This window comes from Leptolyngbya sp. CCY15150, assembly GCF_016888135.1.
In the GTDB taxonomy this organism is placed as follows: Bacteria; Cyanobacteriota; Cyanobacteriia; order RECH01; family RECH01; genus RECH01.
The window spans coordinates 1-18,401 of the sequence record NZ_JACSWB010000277.1; the positions used below are offsets into that span (position 1 = coordinate 1).

Consider the following 18,401-nt stretch of genomic DNA (forward strand, 5'->3'; position numbering starts at 1 on the left):
AGGCGACGAGCGCCTCTTCGTAGCGTCCTAAGTTAATTAGCGCACCTCCTTTGTTGGTGAGCGCTTCGTGGAAGTCGGGTTTAATGTCTAGGGCTTGGTCACAGGCGACGAGCGCCTCTTCGTAGCGTCCTAAGTTAATTAGCGCAAACCCTTTGTTGGAGAGCGCCATGTGGAAATCGGGTTTAATGTCTAGGGCTTGGTCACAGGCGACGAGCGCCTCTTCGTAGCGTCCTAAGTTAATTAGCGCAAACCCTTTGTTGGAGAGCGCTTCGTGGAAGTCGGGTTTAATATCAAGGGCTTGGTCATAGGCGGCGAGCGCCTCTTCGTAGCGTCCTAAATTATCTAGCACAACCCCTTTGTTGGAGAGCGCTTCGTGGAAGTCGGGTTTAATATCAAGGGCTTGGTCATAGGCGGCGAGCGCTTCTTCGTACTCTCTCAACTGATGCAGATCAGATCCAATCGACCAAAATAGATCGCTGCTAAAGCTAGGATAGTCTGGATGTATGAGTTTTTTTGCTTGCTCCTGGGCAACCATGAGATAATTAATCCGATCATCGTCCGAGCATTGATGTGCCTGATAAAGAAGAGCTGAGAAATGGGCCAAGCCATTCAATGAATCTTGCTGAGATAGACAAAGCCTAACCGATTTATCAACATCACCGGTAGATAGCCTCAAATCCTGAAGATAGTCAGCAGGTGATCCAAAAGGTTTTTGCAGAAGGGTGCGTCCTAGCCCTACCACAGGCTGAACTTTGTGCAAGAAATCGTAATTAGCATATGGTATGAGATAATTTGTGTTCGGTAAGCCTTTCTCGGCCATTGCCGTTGTGTGGGGCGATTGCACCATACTAAGCACCCAGAAATAGCTGGCTTCCAGGAGATGAGAAACAAACTGTGTCTTTAGTATCTCTACGCGGCCAAATATAAGGTGATATAAATATTCTGAGCGCAAATCTCGCCAAGTTGGATTTTCATATTTTGCAGGTGGGGCACTGGTCTTTGGCACTTCTCGATCCGATCGAGCTTTGAAATAGTTGACTAAAACTTCATGAGCTTGACGAAATCCGGTATCATCCTCTCGCTGAAACGACTGATGGAAAACATCTCGCGCCACATCATCCAGTCGATAGCGGGACTGTACAACCTCAACAAAGGTCTTTTGAGTCAGCCAAGTATAGCAATCTTCCTCTGTTCCCAAAACAGCTTTTGGATCAATATGAAACTGCTGAATTAAATAAGTGATGATCGGCTTATCAATCCAACGACAGCAGGCAGCTAGTTGAATGATCTGTTTTTGTGCCTCCGTCATCCCCTGAAGCAGAAGACGCTCCACCGCCTGATTTCCCTGGGATAGATCTAGAGGTTGCCCCTGCTCATGCCGCTGGCGAATGAAGTTGAGATAGTAGGGAAGTCCCTTGGTAGCCTCGTGAAGCTCTTCGCGGCTGCCAACGGCTTCAAGCTGTCCTTGATCAATGTAGTCGTTAGTTTGGTCTGCATCAAACCGTCTTAATTCTCGGGCAAACATCCAGATATAGTCTTGCTGCAGCTTCCGCCAAACTTCACTACGCTCTGTGATGCAGTAGCGTCCTGCTATCAAAACTCGGACAGGGTGAGTTTGCAACCGTTCGCGAACGTCTAACAGCATCCGTCGAACCCAACTATCAATCTCATCAGGAGCTTTTTCGTAGGTATCGAGCAATAACACCACAGGAGATGTTTTAGATCGCTGCTGCAGACTCGTCATCAGCGCATCACTCAACTTAGCAATGGGATTGAGCATCAACTCTTGCAAAACCCGATTTTTCTTCGTTGCTTGATGGGAGTTGAGAAGATTGACCAATTCATCCTTGACCGACAGGATCGCTGTTACACCATCAACACCCTGATCTGCCAACACTCGTCCTGCCACCGCCACCGGCTTAGGCATCCCCAGCCACTCAGATAGATCTACCCCATGCCTTAAGACAGACTTCACCTGTCTCAGCTCTTCTGATGTCACACTATTTCCCTGAGATGGTTGCGTCTCAAGCTGATACCGTGTCTCTTGATACTGCTGCCAGAGTTTTGGGAAGGGATCCTCCGCAAACAAATCTCGTTTCCAAACTGGGCCACGCAGCTCGCCTAGCGTTTTGGCAAGCGCTTCCATCACCATGAGCGGTGTTTCGGGTTCTTCAGGGCGATCGCCAAAGGAAAACCGCAGAATAGTAGCGTTATCCTGCCGATCCTGACGAAGCTTTTTCAGCAATGTGGACTTGCCAACGCCTCCAATCCCCCAAACATGGAAGATGATCGGATGCTGATCAGGATGCTGTAGCGCTGCATCGAGACCTTTAAGAATGTCTTCCGCTGGTTTTCGAGAGATATAAATTGATGCCTGATCCGCCATTGCTATCCATGGTTAGAAGGTGCTTGTATTGTAGCGGATGCTTCTAGGTCTTCTTAACCATACTCTTGACCTGGCTGGGTGACAAAAATTAACGCGGAGACGATGTCAGCTTTTTCTAGATCGTCATACTTCAACAGTCTCAACAATCGCGCCCATTGGATGACGGCTGTAGAACTCTACTCAAAGATAGCAAACCCCTAAGCCACCCGCTTTATCGCCAAGGTGCGTCCTTGGCGATCTTGGAGCCATTTGTGGCAGACCTAGTAGCTCCCAATAGGAAAGCTCTAGACTTCCTCTTTTTGTCTAGCCTCTCTCGATAACTCATAAATTGTGAGCTAGGGAAGTAACGTGAAAGCAGGACAGTGTTGAGGTCGATAGAGACTAAAATCTCGTCGATCTAAGGTCAAAACTATTGTGAGGTTCAAGCGTTCTGCGATCGCCATAACAGAAGCATCTACAAAGTCTATTCTACTGTCTTGATACTCTTCTAAAACATCTCCTATTCTTGCAATATCCTCTTCTGTCAGAGCCGTTAGCTCAAAGCGACTTGTTTTTAGCGATCGCAGAAATTGAACAACCGAAGAGATGCCAGCAGCTCGACCCAAGAGATAGGCAACTTCTGCTAATACACTTTGAGGAACAATAATTTCTTTTTGCTGAAGATAGATAGCTTTTACGTCCTGGTGATAGGAATCTTGACGATCTACCAGGGCAACAATAAATCCTGTATCAGCAATAGAAATCATTCTTTCCACGTCCACCCCGATCGAGGTTGAATGTCTGCTTCTAAAATTTCTTCCGCACGCTCCGAGAGATTAGGGGTTATCCCCGAACACATTCCTATGATTGGATCATCTTCTGGGGAAACAGTTGTTGATATTGGAGATTCAAGAACAGAATCTCTAACCGCGTTTTCTGATGTGTCTGGGAAGTAGGCTTCTAAACTTTGAATCAACTTTTCCAGGAAAAGAAGTTTTTGAAAACTCAGTTGATTAATTCGTTCAATTAGTTTTTGTCGCAGTTCGATCGCTGTCATGGCTGTATCTCTTTTTCGTCCAATTGGGTTAAGCAATAGAGATAGGGTATTGATTTGGATCAACAATCTTCTTATGTAGTTTTGTTGTGCTTCTTACGGGGGAGCTTCATAGGGCAAGCACCCCATCCCGAACAATATGGAGCCGAATCAATCGAGGGCGATTCTCTCCCTCCTCAAAATGACAAGCGACCGCATCCTTCACCATAATTCTCAGCGCTTCCAAGGTATCCGCCTGAGTAACGATAGATTCTCCCAGAGCCTGGGCAACGTATCCCCCCTCATTGTCTTCCTCAACTAAGAAAATAATTTCCTTCAGCGTTTTTGGAATCACCGACAATACTTCATGACTCATAGAACACATTCCAAATTTCTCTCATTCTAAGAAAACGATCCATATCAGTCTGCTTGCGCATCAAAGCCATTGCCACTACAACACTCACTCCTACAGCACTCTTGCAGCACTTGAGCGCTGAGGCGACTACGGGCGATCGCCCCCTCCTACTCTTACTAGAGATGCTTCCGTGATTCTAGCTCAGGTCATGGGGAGTCCAGCGCCCCTCACCGAGCTGCACTCCGCACCCGTGGGACGGCAGGCGTCGAACCTTCATAGCCTCTTCTCAATCATCACCATAGATGGATTGATAGTGGGCGATCGCTTTCCGAGGCGGCTTATGGGTTTCAAGCGGGAAGCGATCGCTGATAAGTTTTTCTTTTTCTCTTCATCAAAAAAGATCACATCCAAAGTGATTACACTCGGGATGATTTTATGGTTAGATATTAATCAATGGTTTTTAATACTTTGATAGACTTTAGTCTATTGATAAAAGTGGAGTTCCGCTGTGGTATGGCCCTCTAAGGGGCAGTCAAGCAGTGGGGCGATCGCGTTGCTTGACTCCGGCGGATAGCGTTTGTTATGTCTCTGGTTGACGGTGCCTCAGGCTTGGCTGCTGGCATCGAACTCTAGAGTAGGCAAACGACTTAGGCTATTGCCTGCTTGTCTTTATAATCTCAGTTTAGTGGTCTAACCATGCAAATTACTAACAAAATTCATTTTCGCAACTTACGGGGTGACCTATTTGGGGGCGTCACGGCCGCCGTCATTGCGTTACCCATGGCGCTGGCGTTTGGTGTTGCTTCCGGAGCGGGAGCCGTCTCAGGTCTGTGGGGGGCGGTGTTGGTCGGTTTCTTTGCGGCCCTTTTTGGCGGCACGCCGACCCTCATTTCCGAACCTACGGGGCCGATGACGGTGGTGATGACGGCGGTCATTGCCCAGCTCATGGCAGCGGATCCAGAGAATGGCATGGCCATGGCCTTCACGGTGGTGATGATGGCTGGCGTCTTTCAGATCATATTTGGTCTGCTGCGGCTAGGGAAGTATGTGACGCTGATGCCCTACACCGTGATCTCGGGCTTTATGTCTGGGATTGGGATCATTCTGGTGATTTTGCAAATGGCTCCCTTTTTGGGCCAGGCGAATCCACCGGGTGGGGTTGTGGGCATGTTGCGATCGCTTCCCGAACTGCTCGTCAATATTCAACCGGCAGAAACCTTCCTGGCAGCGATCACCATCGGTATCATTTGGTTTATGCCCGCCAGATTCAAGCGGCTGGTTCCTCCCCAATTGATTGCCCTGATTGCCGGTACAGTTCTATCGTTTGTGCTGTTTTCGGGGCTCGATATTCGTCGGATTGGGGAAATCCCCATGGGCTTTCCAGACATGCAAGTCCCCACCTTTAGCATCAATCAATTGCGGCTGATGATTGTGGATGCAGCGGTGCTGGGGATGTTGGGCTGTATTGATGCCTTGCTCACCTCGGTTGTTGCTGATAGCCTTACCCGCACAGAGCATGATTCCAATAAGGAACTCATTGGTCAAGGTCTAGGTAACTTAATGTCGGGCTTGTTCGGCGGTATTGCCGGTGCCGGTGCCACCATGGGCACGGTGGTGAATATCCAAACGGGTGGGAAAACAGCGCTCTCGGGTTTAACTCGGGCGGGGGTGCTGTTGGTGGTCATTTTAGGAGCTGGTAACCTAGCAGGTATGATTCCCTTAGCAGTTTTGGCAGGTATTGCCCTCAAGGTTGGGATTGATATTATTGACTGGAGTTTCTTGAAGCGTGCCCATGAGGTGTCGGTCAAGGGTGCTCTAATTATGTATGGGGTGATTATCCTGACGGTGCTGGTAGACTTGATTGCAGCCGTGGGGATTGGGGTTTTCGTCGCCAATATTCTCACCATCGATCGCATGAGTACGCTGCAGGCTAAGTCTGTGCAAACGATTACAGATGCTGATGATGCCATTTTAATTCATGCGGATGAAAAGCGCTGGTTGGATGAGGCCAATGGTCGTGTTTTGCTGTTCCAGCTCAGTGGGCCGATGATTTTTGGCGTGGCGAAGGCGATCGCCCGTGAGCACAATGCGATCAGTGACTGTGATGCTATTGTGTTTGACTTAAGTAATGTCCCGCACTTGGGGGTGACGGCGTCCCTTGCCCTAGAGAATGCTATCCAAGAAGCTGTAGAAAATCGTCGCTATGTGTTTATTGTGGGGGCAGCCGGGCAAACCAAGCAGCGATTAGACAAATTAAAGATCTTCCAGTTAATTCCACCCCAAAATCTTTACATGGATAGGGCGGCAGCACTCAAAGCTGCAGTCAATACAGTTTTCCCAGATGTGCATGAGCCACCCTTAGATTTGGATACGGATGCTTCTGTTGCTCTTTAAGGTGTCAGGAGCCAGATGGGAATGATACTTTAAGCGAAATGGTGAGCTACGGCTGTGTTGAACAGCCATCTACACTAGAGTTTATGGATATCCATTGACTTGCAACCATCAGAGTTCAGCGTGGGTTATCTGTTCAACCCACGCCCTTCTTTTATATCCATGATTGGCTTTGACCTACAAGATAGGAGGACGTAATTCTTGGCAAGATGCATTTCGCCTAAGGCTCAAACTTTTATGAAAAGGGGATGGAGCGTCGTTGAAACCCGGTACGTGAGCCTGGTTAAATTGAGTCCACTTCCCTAGGGCCGCCGCTTTTCAAGATGATCGTCATCATCTTGGGATTCTAGGCATGAACTTTATTGAACAGGATGACTCCCAGCCATAGTCTCTGAGCGATCGCTCTCTTGGTCATATACCACCTATTCACCATGTCATTGTTAGAAGCTTGTGTTTTTGCAACGGTTCTATGTGGATTTTTCGGCATTATTTGGAAAAAGAACTTAATGATGAAGATCATCTCCATGGATGTGATGAGCACCGGGGTGATCGCTTACTACGTTCTCATTGCGGCACGCGGAGGATTATTCACCCCCATTGCTTCTGATGTGCAGCCGGGCAGCTATGCCGATCCGGTGCCCCAAGCGGTGATCTTAACCGCAATTGTGATTGGCTTTTCCATCCAAGCTCTCATGCTGGTCGGTGTTATGAAGCTGGCACGAGATAACCCCACTCTGGAGAGCAGTGAAATTGAGAAGAACAACACACCATGAGCAATCTTCTATCAACCGGACTTGAGCTATTGACCCAAGGGATCGCGATCGCTGACCCCATATCGACCGCGCTGCAGGATACGGCCCCCGTGGCGATCGTTTGGATGGCGATTCCATTTTTCGTGGGCTTTAGCGGCTATCTGCTGCCCAAATTTCATCGCTACTTGGCCCTCGGGATTGCTCTGATGTCTTTGGCCTACGGACTGCAGCAGCTATGGGCTCCTGTACCGCTCACTGTACAGCTCTTGGATCAGTTTGGCGTGACGCTGTTCATTGATTCCCTGAGCGGCTATTTTATTGTCACTAATGCTTTAGTGACGGCGGCAGTAGTTCTCTACTGTTGGCAAACGGGTAAGAGTGCCTTTTTTTATACCCAGATGATCATTCTGCACGGCAGTCTCAATGCTGTGTTTATCTGTGCGGACTTTATTAGTCTATATGTGGCGCTGGAAGTCATTGGGATTGCTGCCTTCTTGCTGATTGCCTATCCCCGCACCAATCGATCCATTTGGGTGGCGCTGCGCTATCTATTTGTCAGCAATACGGCGATGCTGTTTTACCTGATAGGGGCGTTGTTGGTTTACCAATCTAGCCATACCTTTGCCTTCATGGGATTGCAGGATGCTCCCACCGAAGCGATCGCTCTGATCATGGTAGGACTTTTGACCAAAGGCGGTATTTTTGTCTCTGGCCTATGGCTACCGCTCACCCATTCTGAAGCAGAAACGCCTGTCTCAGCTCTGCTCTCTGGGATTGTGGTGAAAGCGGGGGTATTTCCCCTGGTGCGCTGTGCCTTGATGGTGGAAGGTATGGCCCCCCTGCTCGGCATCTTTGGCGTGGGAACGGCTGTGTTGGGTGTTGCCTATGCGGTAGTGGAAACAGATACGAAGCGGCTCTTGGCCCTCAGTACCATTTCCCAGCTCGGCTTTGTGCTGGCGGCTCCGGCGGTGGCTGGGTTCTATGCCCTTACCCATGGTCTGGCGAAAACCACTCTCTTTTTAATCAGCGGTAATCTACCGAGTCGAAGTTTTCAGACCCTGCGCCAAACGCCGCTCTATGCACCGCTGTGGGCTGCCTTGGCGATCGCTTGTCTCTCAGTCATGGGATTTCCGCTATTAGCAGGATTTGGGGCCAAAGTTCTGACGCTCAAGGAATTGGAGCCTTGGCAGGCGATCGCCCTGAACCTCGTGGCGGTGGGGACAGCGATCGCCTTAGCTAAGTTTCTGTTTCTGCCGGTGGCTACCCAATCTAAAGATGCTGCGCCCCATGCTATGCATCAAAGTTTTTGGTGGGCGATGATCCTCCTGCTGGGCAGTCTGGTGGTGGCTAATGGTCTATATTTGGAGGTTTATACCGTCACCGAGATGGCCAAAGCCTTGTTAATTCTGGGTGCTGGCTGTCTAGTGCATATCGTGCTAGTTCAGCGAGTGGTCTTGAAGCTGCCGCGCATGTTTGAACGCCTAGATCATCTCATTGGCATGATGAGTCTGACGTTAACCGCTCTCTTTTGGATGGTGTTGACATGATTGCCTATTTAGACCTGCTGCTGCGATTAGTCATTTGGTTTTTGCTCACCGCCGACGGTAGCTTAGCCAATATCATCATCGGCATATGCGTAGCGCTTCTGTTACCGCGAGGCTATACGGCATCGTCTACCCTACGGGATTGGCTGCATGTGCTCTGGGAAATTATTGTTGCTATCCCCATCGCCTACAAGGAAGCAATTGAAATCATGCTGCGTCCCCATCGCCATGAAGCGATCGCCATGCAACGGGTAAAACCTAATCGTTCTCCTGGGCTGATTTTCCTAGATATTTTCCTGATCACCTTCACGCCCAAAACCATTGTTCTGCACTATCACGACGATGGTCGGTATGAAGTTCATCAAGTGGCAAGGAGGACGAAGCCATGAACTGGGTGATCACGATTATGATCCTGGCGCTACTCATTCCTATCTATGAAGCCTGGCAAGATGACAGTATTTGGCAAAAAATGTTGGCCTTCGCCAGCATCGCCACGAAGACATCGATCATGATCTTAGTAGTCTCTGTTCTGCGGGATGATTGGATGATTGGCGTGGTAGGCGTGTTGATTTTGAGTGTGGGTAATGCTGCTCTGATGCTTCTGGCTCATGTTTTACGACGGATAAACGACCTATGATTGATACCTTGAGCTATACCTTAATCAGTATTGGTTTGGTGTTCTGGTTTTGGGGAACCTGGCCGTTAGTGGGCGATCGCTCTGTCTTATTCAAGCTCCATAGCCTATCCGTATCCGACACCCTGGGTTCCATGAGTATCGTCGTGGGGCTGTTGCTCAAAATTCCCCGAGAATGGCCGTTGCTGGTCTTGGCGCTGATTTCGTTAGCCATCTGGAATACCGTACTTGGCTATGTGTTGGCCTACTGTTCGACCCGAGGAGGAGAAGATGCCTGAGATCTTGACAGATGAGTTTTATATCCTAGCGATCGCTCTTCTACTGCCCTTGACCGCCTGTATGTTGGTTTCCCAGGTCAATCCCTATCACGCCTTGGTGATTCGCGGCATTTTGGGAGCGGTGGCCGCCTTGGTCTATGCCTTGTTTGGGGCGGCTGATGTGGCCCTGACTGAAGCCCTAGTTGGCACCATGTTATCCATCACCCTCTATGCCGTCGCGGTGCGATCGTCGATGATTATGCGGTTGGGTGTACTGGATTCTAAGACCACTGAGCATCCTCTGCCATCGATGGATTCTGTGCTAGCGGCTCTGCGTCCACCGCTAGATAAGTACTACCTACGCCTTGAAGTTGTTCCTTATTCTAATTTGCAAGATCTCCATACTGCCCTGCGCGACCAGGAGGTTCATGCTATCTGTGAATCCTTGGAGCCACGGCAAACCCAGCCTGCATCATTAACCGTGGATGATTCAACCCTTGAGAACCATGAACCGTCCTACCGTCTGCACATTCGCGTTCGGCGGCTCTACGATATTCTCCAAGCCGCTCTGCCGGAAGCGATCGCCCATTTAACCTACGCCAATCTTGCTCCGTCTAGTACAGCAGCATCTCAGTCAACACCCAGTATTGCTAACCCCCTGGAGGGACACCTGTGAAGTGGATTTATATTGCAGCGGGCATTGCAACCTATCTTAAAATGCTGGTCTTGCCTAACCTGGCTCTAGATACCAGCGAATTGTCGATTGTGGAAATGGTGGTACAGGATACGGGTGTCCCCAATGCTGTATCGGGCATTATTTTCAGAAACCGTGTTTACGACACAATCTTCGAGGTGGTTGTATTTACCTTAGCCATCATGGGAGTTCGCTTTCTCTTGGCTGATGAACAACCCACCACCACGATCTATCAATTTACCGATCATCCTTCCATTGTCCTAGCACGTCTAGGAGCTACGATCGCTGCCTTGGTGAGTATTGAACTCGCGCTACGAGGGCACCTGAGCCCCGGCGGTGGATTTGCGGCGGGGGTGGCGGGGGGAACGGCCATTGGTCTGGTGGCGATCACCTCGTCGTCGCAATGGATGGAGGCGGTCTATCAACGCTGGCACGCTGCCACCTGGGAGAAAATTGCCGTCCTCATTTTCATCATCCTAGCTGTCCTCGCCTTGGTGGGCATCGAGCCGCCCCATGGCAATCTGGGAACCTTAGTCAGCGGTGGCTGGATTCCAATTCTCAACCTGTTGGTGGCGATCAAGGTGGCGCTGGGATCTTGGGCGGCAATTCTGTTGTTCATCCGGCATCGAGGATTGTTGTAAACCATCTTTGTAAACGGCCTGCTCAACCTGGTAAACAACCTGGGCATACTAGACTATGTCAGTTTGCCCTAGGGGAATGCCCTTGGGAATTTTGGTTCTTGGATGGATGCCTTGTTAAGATAGCGAATGTCATCCATCTGCCTTGTCCTGTTGACCATTCCTACCCGTTTGTGATGCCATGAGTTCTACGGATGTTGAAGCACCCCACGCACCTGAACCCCAGTCTAGCGATCGCCCTATTGTGGTTCAGGTTGAAGCATTACAGAAGGCCTACCGCACGGGCTTTTGGCTCAACCAAACTGTTGTGCCACTCAAAAATTGTTCGCTGACGGTCTACCAAGGCGAAACCTTTGGGTTGCTGGGCCCCAATGGCGCAGGCAAGACGACGTTGCTGAAAACGTTGCTGGGCATTGTGCGTCCCACCAGCGGTCGCGGCCTGTTGCTGGGTCAACCCTTGGGCGATCGCACCGTCAAACAGCGGGTGGGCTACCTACCGGAAAATCCCTACTTCTACGATTACCTCACCGGCTGGGAGTTTTTGGAATATGCCGCTGGGCTCTTCCGCATTCCTCGGTCGGTGCAGAAAACCCGCATTCCTGAACTGCTGGACTTGGTGGGCCTGGCGAAATCTGCCGCTGTCAAAAAGCAGATGCGCAAGTACTCGAAGGGAATGCTGCAGCGGGTGGGCATGGCCCAAGCGCTGATTAATGATCCTGATGTGGTGTTCTTGGATGAACCCATGTCGGGTCTAGATCCCATGGGTCGCTACCAGATTCGCGAAATCATTCTGTCGCTGAAAGCCCAAGGCAAGACCATTTTCTTCAACAGCCACGTGCTTTCGGATGTGGAACTGATTTGCGATCGCATTGCCATCTTGGCTCAAGGTGAGCTGCTATGTGTCGGCTCCATTCCCGAACTGGTCGGCGTCACAGAGGTCTATGCTGTGCGGGTGCGGGGCGGTAATGCTGAGGTGCTCCGTCAGTGGATCCCCGACTTGGAAGCCGATGATGGCGTGTGGCACGGACACCTTAAGGGCGAACCCCAAGACTTTCTTGCTAGCCTACGGCTGATGAGTGCCCAGTTGCTGAGTATGCAGCTCGCTCGCCCAAGCCTAGAGGAATTTTTTGTGCAGCAATTGCGTCAGCGTGGCATCTATACCAGTCACTAGAATGCTTGTATAGCTACATTTTCCAATATCCAGTGTTATGTAGTTATGGCTATAATCATCCTGCTTAGGACATCAAGCCCCCCTGGAGACCTAAATGTTTGAGCATTCGATCTAGGACATATCTCAACCAGGCTGACAATCACTATAATTAAAACATTGGTGTTGGCTGAATCAGGGTATGAATCTTTAGTTAGAAGCCCTGAAAATATACAAAACTTTTCGGAGTTATACTACTATTCAGCAACGCCAGAACATTTCTAGGAATTTCTTGACTAACTAGATGCTGGAATTTATTGTACAGGTTCTTCTAGCAGGGGGGAGTGCAACGGTAATTTCCTTATCCCTGCTTAAGTGGTTGGGTGACAAATGGATTACTCACCAGCTTTCTCAAAAGCTTGAGTCATTCAAGCGCCAGCAGTCTGAGTTGCTTGAGCAGTACCGCTATCAAATTAATGCCCGATTTAACCGCATTACCAAGATTCATGAGAAAGAGTTTGAGGTTCTACCTGAGATATGGTACAGGCTACAAGATACATATAGGCATTTCCAAGCCCTTTCTTCGCCAGAGCAATCTTTTTCAGATCTCGATCGCTTCTCTTCGGAACAGCTTGAAGCATTTTTGGAAAAGTGTTTGCTGAATGATTTTCAAAAAGAACAACTGCGATGTTCTACCCATAAAATCAATTATTATAAGGATACTATTTACTGGATTCGCTTGAGTATAGCCTGTCAAGTATTTGAGGAATTTCGCAAATACTTGCACTACAACAAGATTTTCCTTAGTCAGGATTTATTTGAGTTGTTGACTAAAATTGAATCAGCTTTGATCGAAACACAAGTAGATCTGGAAACTCCGGGGCCTAAGCTTTGGAAAGAAGGACGTGTTATAAACAAAAAATTAAATGAAGCTGTTGGAGAGTTACTGAAACAAGTTGAGAATGCAGTTCAAAAGAGACTACATTTCAACCAAGCCTAAATGCATATGGAAATTCGGATGTAGCTGTTTTTGATCCAGTGATTCCGTGAATTAATAAAATGCATTAGCGACCGTATAACAATCTAATTGGAGCGGACTGCCGGGGGATCCTGGTGAGCTGCAAAGGTTATTTATCCCACTGACCACGAATGTTAATTGTTAGGGTGCAACGAACGGCGTTGTCTTTAAGATTCAGTGTTCTAGAAGTGGGTAGATGCGATCGCCCCCCTGCTATCCCTTACCCAAATGACCACATCACCGGATTGTCATCTAGGTGGTCGGCGACGCTATGACCAATCTCATCGATCGCTTTCCGATCGCTCTCGTCGAGCTGAACATCAGCAGCGATCGCATTTTGTCGCACCTGGTCGGCATTGCGAGCACCGGCAATCACGCAGGTTTGGGGTTGTCCCATCAGCCAGGCCAAGGCCAGTTGCCCTAGGGTGATGCCGTATTTGTCTGCTAGAGGGCGCAGTTGAGCGATCGCTGCTTGGGCGCGGGCGTAGTGCTCGGGTTGGAAGAGCTTGTTCTTGGCGCGGATATCGCCTTCCGCAAACTGATGATCGGGGCCAAATTTGCCGGTGAGCAATCCTTGGGCCAGGGGTGAGTAGGCCAGGATAGTGATGTTGTGCTCGATGCAGTAGGGCATGGCATCAGTTTCCACATGCCGCCAAAATAGCGAGTAGGGTGGCTGCAGGCTATCGATGCGTCCATACTCAGCCGCTTCTTCGAGCTGGGTGCGGGAGAAGTTGGAAACGCCGATGGCGCGAATTTTGCCTTGCTCTTTCAGTTCCACCATGGCTCGCATGGTTTCGCTAATGGGCACCACGTCGCTATTGAAGGAGCCGGAGGGCCAGTGAATTTGATACAGATCAATATAGTCGGTTTGCAAATGCTTGAGAGAGCGATCGCAGGCTTCTAGCACCTCAGAGTATTTCATGTGGTTGGCGAATACCTTGGTGGCATAGACAACGCGATCGCGGCGGTCTGACAGCGCCTTGGCGACGAGCTGTTCTGAATAGCCATCACCATAGATTTCTGCTGTATCAATGGTGGTGATGCCTGCGTCAACTGCTGCCTGGATGGCCGCGATCACCTGATCGTCCTCAATGCCCACCCAGCCACGTTTCCCTGCTTGCCAGGTACCCATCAAAATTGGCGTAATCTGCAGGTCGGATTGTCCAAGTTGGCGCGTTTGCATGAAGAAGCTCTGAGAAGGTCAGCGGGGTGACAACCATCACCTGTGCGGTCACAGATTGACGGAAATCTCCATCAATAGGATAGAACACCTAATTTTAGTTTCGCAAGCACAAGGTTCGCGTTGGGGAAGATTGTGACTCAATTTCTGGAAACATTGCACAAATGATTTTTCTTCACCCGATAGAAATCATGTGGGCTAAATAAATCCGTTAGACAACCAAGCGATCGCATTTGGGCTTGGCTCACGACCCTAATCACTTACTCGTAGAGCGTACTTAGCCATGATCAATAACCTATCTCATGCTTTATCCGGCTCTGTAGCTGGCAAATTTCTCTGCATCTTAGCCATCATGTTACCTGTTCTGGGCGTGGTATTAATCGCCAGCGCTCAGTCTGATGAACCTGTTACGGAAAAACGTCAGAGCGATCCGATTATTCCACCACCCGCCTACGTCGCGTCGTCCTTGCTGTAAATCTGGTACAGGCTGATGTTTGGCAAGTACTATTTGCTAAGCATCAGCTCGATCTAACACTCTATCTAGCATTAGCAGAGCTTGGATACGTTACGCTAACGGCTAACTCATCCTACAAGTACACCAGGTTTATCCTTTGTCCGTCAAGCTGTTCCATGTTCTTTTCCTGGTTCAGAATAGTTGTGAAGAAACTGAAACGCCTGTGCTTGCCAAATATCAATTTCTGGCCATCGCCAAGGTCGTTGGGTTGAATCAGATAGATTAGACTTACATCCATCTAGACACTTTTTCCAATAGTGTTTGGCATAGTCTAGATTTTCTGTGGCTTCATAGACCTGAGCTAATAGACAATAGGAAGCGGTGGAGGATGGATCGAGGGCGATCGCTTGATGGAGCTGCTCTAAGGAGCGATCGTATTGTCCCAGTAAATATAGCGCCCAGCCTAGATTTTTATGGAGAGATACTCGAATTAATGGTTCTTCAATCTCGTCGTCTAGACAGTCTTCTAAGGGTTGTAGTGCTGCTTGGGGCTGTCCTTCTAAAATATTCAGTCGAGCTAAGTTACAGATGGCTGCATAGGCTCCTTTGCCTTGGAAATCCCGAGCTTTTTTGTAGTGAGATTTAGCTTTCTCGTTTGCCTGAAGTCGTTCGTAGGTGGTGCCGAGGTTATAGTGGGCGTTGGCGTAGTCGGGACGGAGGGCGATCGCTGCCTGAAAATACTGAACGGCGATGGCGAAGTTCCCAGCCATGTATTCATTAAACCCCTTTTGGTTGAGCTGTTGGGCTTCATCGTGCAGTTGGGGCTGGGGCACGGTCATCTGTGGACGATGGCCAGCAACGACGCGAATCAGGTCTGATCGCTTGAGTTTTTGCCCATGATAGTCAGGCAATGCCTGCGTGAATACGTCACAAATCCGCTCGATGTGTTTGCGCACGGTAGGTTCGCTCACGCCCATCTCTTTTGCAATCTCCGTGTCTGATGCACCAACTAAAAGGTTCTCCAACACCTGTTTTCGGCGCGGCGTCAAGCTCTGAATCACATCATCAATGGAAGACGTAAGCATCATCAGGATCCTGAATGGGTTATGCAATAGCCGTTATCCGGGCTAACTTCCCATTGTATGCCACAACTGTGACTATTGCCCACTATCTGCCATTGACCCCAAATCTGTCACGGGTGTGTCACAAATCTAGATACCCTCTCGTCCATGAGCCGTGCTTAGAACTCTGCCTATCGATAGCCATCATGATCTGAACTGGTTTATCATACAAGTTCTAGGATTTGTGACAAGACATACCCTAAGCACCTAAGAGGTTGACAACTTTCGAGAGAGCTGGCAACATATAAGAGTCACATTTGTGAGCTTAACTTGAGTTGTTGTCGAACCTTGTTCCGGGCGTTTTGTGACTGATGGTGAACTACCGCATGTGCAGCGCCTAAGCCATCTACAGGAGTCAGTGCTATGGTTTCTGATCCGGATCGTCACAGTAATCATTACAGTCTTTTGGTTAAAGCCTGTATAGCTGCGTTTAAGTGGCTGTCATGGCTAGGAACTGGGTTTGCGATCGCCTATATTTTGGCAGTCTGTTTACGTGCTCCATGGATCCTGAGATTGCTGATGATGCTGGCAACCCATCTCACTGTACCGATGATGAGTATTGCTCTTTGTTGGGTGGCGTTTGTGGTGGTGGTGGAGTCTTGGCGTTCATGATGGTCGCTATGACGTTGGTGCTGTGTGATGTTGAATTTCTAGTTAACTGGCAAGCCGTGCAAGAAGGCTGATGTGTGAACAGTCTTGCCATACAGCGCCCAAGCTAAACCTACTGTAGTGCCAGTTGTTTAATTCCTTGAGCTTATAACCTGGAGTCTGTCATGTCATCATGTAGCTGTGAAGATACCCGCAAATGTGAATTTATCCAAGATCGCAACAATCCCGATCGCTATGTCTGTTTGCCCTGCGGCAAGGTTCGCGAGACAAACCAAGGCTGGGGAATAGGGTTTTGGGAATGGTTGATTACCTTTGGTATTGCTGTGCTTATGCTTCTTTGAGGCGTTGCTGAAGAGTCGTCACCCAGAAGCTTTACAGGTAAGGAGATAGGTAGGATGCGTATAGCCTTCGGCATGGCTTCGCTAAAGCGATAGAGTAACGCATCTAAGCCTTGCAAGACAGTTCGTTACGGCTTCTTCTAGCTACACCAAGGTTTCTGGGTGTCTGCTGACTCGTTCAGTACCCGTTAAGGTAGGTGTATCCCAGTTTTGCAAGTTGACCTTCATTCCCTAACCCTTTCTCCCAGGACGGTAGAAGGGGAGCCGGAAGCAGGGATTTAGGGTGAGGGCTACAAAGGTAGGATGTACCCGTTAAGGCTGCCAAAAGTCGATGATATCGTAGTCTAGATCTGCCAGCATGGATCGCAGTAAGGGCAGACTGAGACCAATCACATTGGTATGGCAGCCCACCAATTGTTCTACAAAAAAACCGCCCTGACCTTCCAGGGCAAAGCACCCGGCGCAGTTGAGGGGTTCTCCGGTGGCTACGTAGGCGGCAATTTGGCGATCGCTGACCTTGGCAAACTGAACTTGGGTCATTTGACTGCGAGATAGGGTTTTGCCCTGCCGTCCATCAATCAAAACGTGCCCGGTATACAGTTCTCCCACCCGACCGCGCATCTGCTGCCAGCGGGCGATCGCTTCTTGGGCATGGGCAGGTTTACCGTGGATTTCCCCATGGAGGGCTAGGACTGAGTCGCAGCCTAGGATTAACCAATCAGCGTTGTCGTGAGGTAGTTGGGCCGCGATCGCCTCCGCCTTGCCCCGAGCTAGCGCCTGGACTAGCTCGGCGGCATTGTTCATGACGATCTGATCTTCATCAAAATCGCTGGGCATGACTACTGGGTCGATGCCAGCACCTTGGAGAAGCCGCCGTCGGGCGGGGGAGGCTGACGCTAGGATGAATCGTGGACGTTGCATCTGGCGTTAGGTCGATAGGGTCAGGCAAGATGCCTGGGTGAAACGAATAGTCTGGGAATTAATCTGGGAATTAATAGGCCTTAAACGACGCCACGACTTGGCGGAATGTATCTCGCATCTTGTCCCAGCGGTTTTCTGTTGTCGATGCATTGAGGGTAAATAGCTTACCTCGACGCACCACGACGCTAGCTAAATTATGACGGTTTTGGGTGGGTAATTCTACGGCATATTCCAAGAGATAGTAGAGTTCACCATCCAACTCTCGTTCCGCCGCGCCCACCAATTCTGCTTTGCGATCGCTGCCGGCTGATGTGATCACTTTTTGGGCGAGGCGCTGTCCTACGTCGGTTGGCGTGCCGAGGTCGCGCAGGCTTTGCCCTTCGGGAATGGGACTGATGACGACACTGACGTTTTCGGATTCTTGGATGATGTCATGAAAAACAATGTCGGGGCCATTTTCCACTTTGGTTTCTACCCAGCCGTTGGGGTAGAAAAATTCATAGCCGTCATAGCTATCGATATAGCTGTTTAAGCCTGCCCCGGCTGAAACACAGCTCTGCAAACCTAGACTCACGATTACCAGCAGTAGCAGTGCCATTCGCTTCAGCATAATTCTTCCTTGCCTTAGTCCATCAACTGATCCAATATCGGCAGTTCTGTCAGGAAACCGCCACCGTTCTATTCTCCCACTATGTTGGACTCTACAAAATCCCTTTCCAGCAACGATCGCTGATAGGGGTGAGGATGTTTGAGCCGATTTTCTAAATCCCATGCTGCTAGGGAGCGATCGCCCTCCTGTCTAAGAAAAATTGCGGCTAATGGTAGTTTGGCTTACATTCTCTCGCCTAGGGAAACGCAGTATAGTGAAGCTAACGATTCAGGGCACCGCATTGACGCATGGTGAAATGTAGGGTGGGATGCATAGTTGAGCAGAGGTTCAGTCTTGGGCG

At 49.5% G+C, this 18,401-nt stretch carries 21 protein-coding genes; 13 read left to right on the forward strand and 8 right to left on the reverse strand.

All coding sequences use genetic code 11. The features are described 5' to 3' along the window. The 4 genes from JUJ53_RS20190 to JUJ53_RS20205 form a co-directional block, all read right to left on the reverse strand. On the reverse strand, positions 1 to 2,386 hold a 2,386-nt coding region (locus tag JUJ53_RS20190; protein ID WP_204153833.1), incomplete at its 3' end, for a tetratricopeptide repeat protein. Positions 2,387 to 2,721: 335 nt separating this feature from the next. Then, complete coding sequence (locus tag JUJ53_RS20195; RefSeq protein WP_204153834.1) at positions 2,722 to 3,132, reverse strand: PIN domain-containing protein; 411 nt, start codon at positions 3,130 to 3,132, stop codon at positions 2,722 to 2,724. After that, positions 3,129 to 3,422, reverse strand: coding sequence for a hypothetical protein (locus JUJ53_RS20200; RefSeq protein ID WP_204153835.1), 294 nt, complete (start codon positions 3,420 to 3,422; stop codon positions 3,129 to 3,131). Before JUJ53_RS20200 ends, JUJ53_RS20195 begins: the two co-directional genes overlap by 4 nt. A 106-nt stretch (positions 3,423 to 3,528) precedes the next feature. Then, the gene (locus JUJ53_RS20205; protein ID WP_239125237.1) at positions 3,529 to 3,774 is read right to left on the reverse strand and encodes a 2-oxoisovalerate dehydrogenase; all 246 of its coding nucleotides are present in this window, start codon (positions 3,772 to 3,774) and stop codon (positions 3,529 to 3,531) included. Between the two features lie 675 nt (positions 3,775 to 4,449). Here JUJ53_RS20205 and JUJ53_RS20210 point away from each other — a divergent pair. The 10 genes from JUJ53_RS20210 to JUJ53_RS20255 all read left to right on the forward strand — a co-directional run bounded on the left by JUJ53_RS20210 (position 4,450) and on the right by JUJ53_RS20255 (position 12,810). Beyond that, positions 4,450 to 6,147, forward strand: a complete 1,698-nt coding sequence (locus JUJ53_RS20210; protein WP_204153836.1) for a SulP family inorganic anion transporter — start codon at positions 4,450 to 4,452, stop codon at positions 6,145 to 6,147. 434 nt (positions 6,148 to 6,581) lie between these two features. After that, positions 6,582 to 6,917, forward strand: a complete 336-nt coding sequence (locus JUJ53_RS20215) for an NADH-quinone oxidoreductase subunit K (RefSeq protein WP_204153894.1) — start codon at positions 6,582 to 6,584, stop codon at positions 6,915 to 6,917. Positions 6,918 to 7,021: 104 nt separating this feature from the next. Further along, a complete protein-coding gene (locus JUJ53_RS20220; RefSeq protein ID WP_239125243.1) occupies positions 7,022 to 8,443 on the forward strand; it encodes a cation:proton antiporter in 1,422 nt (473 codons plus the stop codon). Further along, on the forward strand, positions 8,440 to 8,829 hold the full coding sequence (locus JUJ53_RS20225; RefSeq protein WP_204153838.1) for a Na+/H+ antiporter subunit E: 390 nt from the start codon (positions 8,440 to 8,442) through the stop codon (positions 8,827 to 8,829). Before JUJ53_RS20220 ends, JUJ53_RS20225 begins: the two co-directional genes overlap by 4 nt. Next, entirely contained in the window at positions 8,826 to 9,077 is a 252-nt protein-coding gene (locus tag JUJ53_RS20230) for a hypothetical protein (protein ID WP_204153839.1), read from the forward strand. Before JUJ53_RS20225 ends, JUJ53_RS20230 begins: the two co-directional genes overlap by 4 nt. Beyond that, positions 9,074 to 9,352 (forward strand): monovalent cation/H(+) antiporter subunit G, encoded by a 279-nt coding sequence (locus JUJ53_RS20235; RefSeq protein ID WP_204153840.1) that lies wholly within the window; start codon positions 9,074 to 9,076, stop codon positions 9,350 to 9,352. Before JUJ53_RS20230 ends, JUJ53_RS20235 begins: the two co-directional genes overlap by 4 nt. Beyond that, positions 9,345 to 10,007, forward strand: coding sequence for a DUF4040 domain-containing protein (locus JUJ53_RS20240; RefSeq protein ID WP_204153841.1), 663 nt, complete (start codon positions 9,345 to 9,347; stop codon positions 10,005 to 10,007). Before JUJ53_RS20235 ends, JUJ53_RS20240 begins: the two co-directional genes overlap by 8 nt. After that, the gene (locus JUJ53_RS20245; protein ID WP_204153842.1) at positions 10,004 to 10,666 is read left to right on the forward strand and encodes a Na(+)/H(+) antiporter subunit B; all 663 of its coding nucleotides are present in this window, start codon (positions 10,004 to 10,006) and stop codon (positions 10,664 to 10,666) included. Before JUJ53_RS20240 ends, JUJ53_RS20245 begins: the two co-directional genes overlap by 4 nt. A 178-nt stretch (positions 10,667 to 10,844) precedes the next feature. Beyond that, positions 10,845 to 11,834: an ABC transporter ATP-binding protein gene (locus JUJ53_RS20250; protein WP_204153843.1), complete on the forward strand. Its 990-nt coding sequence runs from the start codon at positions 10,845 to 10,847 to the stop codon at positions 11,832 to 11,834. A gap of 280 nt (positions 11,835 to 12,114) precedes the next feature. Then, positions 12,115 to 12,810, forward strand: a complete 696-nt coding sequence (locus JUJ53_RS20255; RefSeq protein ID WP_204153844.1) for a hypothetical protein — start codon at positions 12,115 to 12,117, stop codon at positions 12,808 to 12,810. Between the two features lie 238 nt (positions 12,811 to 13,048). On the opposite strand, the gene JUJ53_RS20260 is transcribed toward JUJ53_RS20255, so the two are convergent. Further along, positions 13,049 to 14,011 (reverse strand): aldo/keto reductase, encoded by a 963-nt coding sequence (locus JUJ53_RS20260; RefSeq protein ID WP_204153845.1) that lies wholly within the window; start codon positions 14,009 to 14,011, stop codon positions 13,049 to 13,051. A gap of 280 nt (positions 14,012 to 14,291) precedes the next feature. Here JUJ53_RS20260 and JUJ53_RS20265 point away from each other — a divergent pair, with 280 nt between their 5' ends. Next, positions 14,292 to 14,483, forward strand: a complete 192-nt coding sequence (locus tag JUJ53_RS20265; RefSeq protein ID WP_204153846.1) for a hypothetical protein — start codon at positions 14,292 to 14,294, stop codon at positions 14,481 to 14,483. A gap of 143 nt (positions 14,484 to 14,626) precedes the next feature. Here the strand turns inward: JUJ53_RS20265 and JUJ53_RS20270 are convergent, their stop codons facing one another. Further along, a complete protein-coding gene (locus JUJ53_RS20270) occupies positions 14,627 to 15,547 on the reverse strand; it encodes a tetratricopeptide repeat protein (protein WP_204153847.1) in 921 nt (306 codons plus the stop codon). 479 nt (positions 15,548 to 16,026) lie between these two features. Between JUJ53_RS20270 and JUJ53_RS20275 the strand changes: the two genes are divergently transcribed. Continuing rightward, the gene (locus tag JUJ53_RS20275) at positions 16,027 to 16,266 is read left to right on the forward strand and encodes a hypothetical protein (protein WP_204153848.1); all 240 of its coding nucleotides are present in this window, start codon (positions 16,027 to 16,029) and stop codon (positions 16,264 to 16,266) included. Positions 16,267 to 16,356: 90 nt separating this feature from the next. Then, on the forward strand, positions 16,357 to 16,533 hold the full coding sequence (locus JUJ53_RS20280) for a hypothetical protein (RefSeq protein ID WP_204153849.1): 177 nt from the start codon (positions 16,357 to 16,359) through the stop codon (positions 16,531 to 16,533). Between the two features lie 309 nt (positions 16,534 to 16,842). On the opposite strand, the gene JUJ53_RS20285 is transcribed toward JUJ53_RS20280, so the two are convergent. Then, entirely contained in the window at positions 16,843 to 17,451 is a 609-nt protein-coding gene (locus JUJ53_RS20285; protein ID WP_204153850.1) for a nucleoside triphosphate pyrophosphatase, read from the reverse strand. Between the two features lie 70 nt (positions 17,452 to 17,521). Beyond that, a complete protein-coding gene (gene psbP, locus JUJ53_RS20290) occupies positions 17,522 to 18,061 on the reverse strand; it encodes a photosystem II reaction center PsbP (protein WP_204153851.1) in 540 nt (179 codons plus the stop codon). Positions 18,062 to 18,401 lie beyond the last annotated feature (340 nt).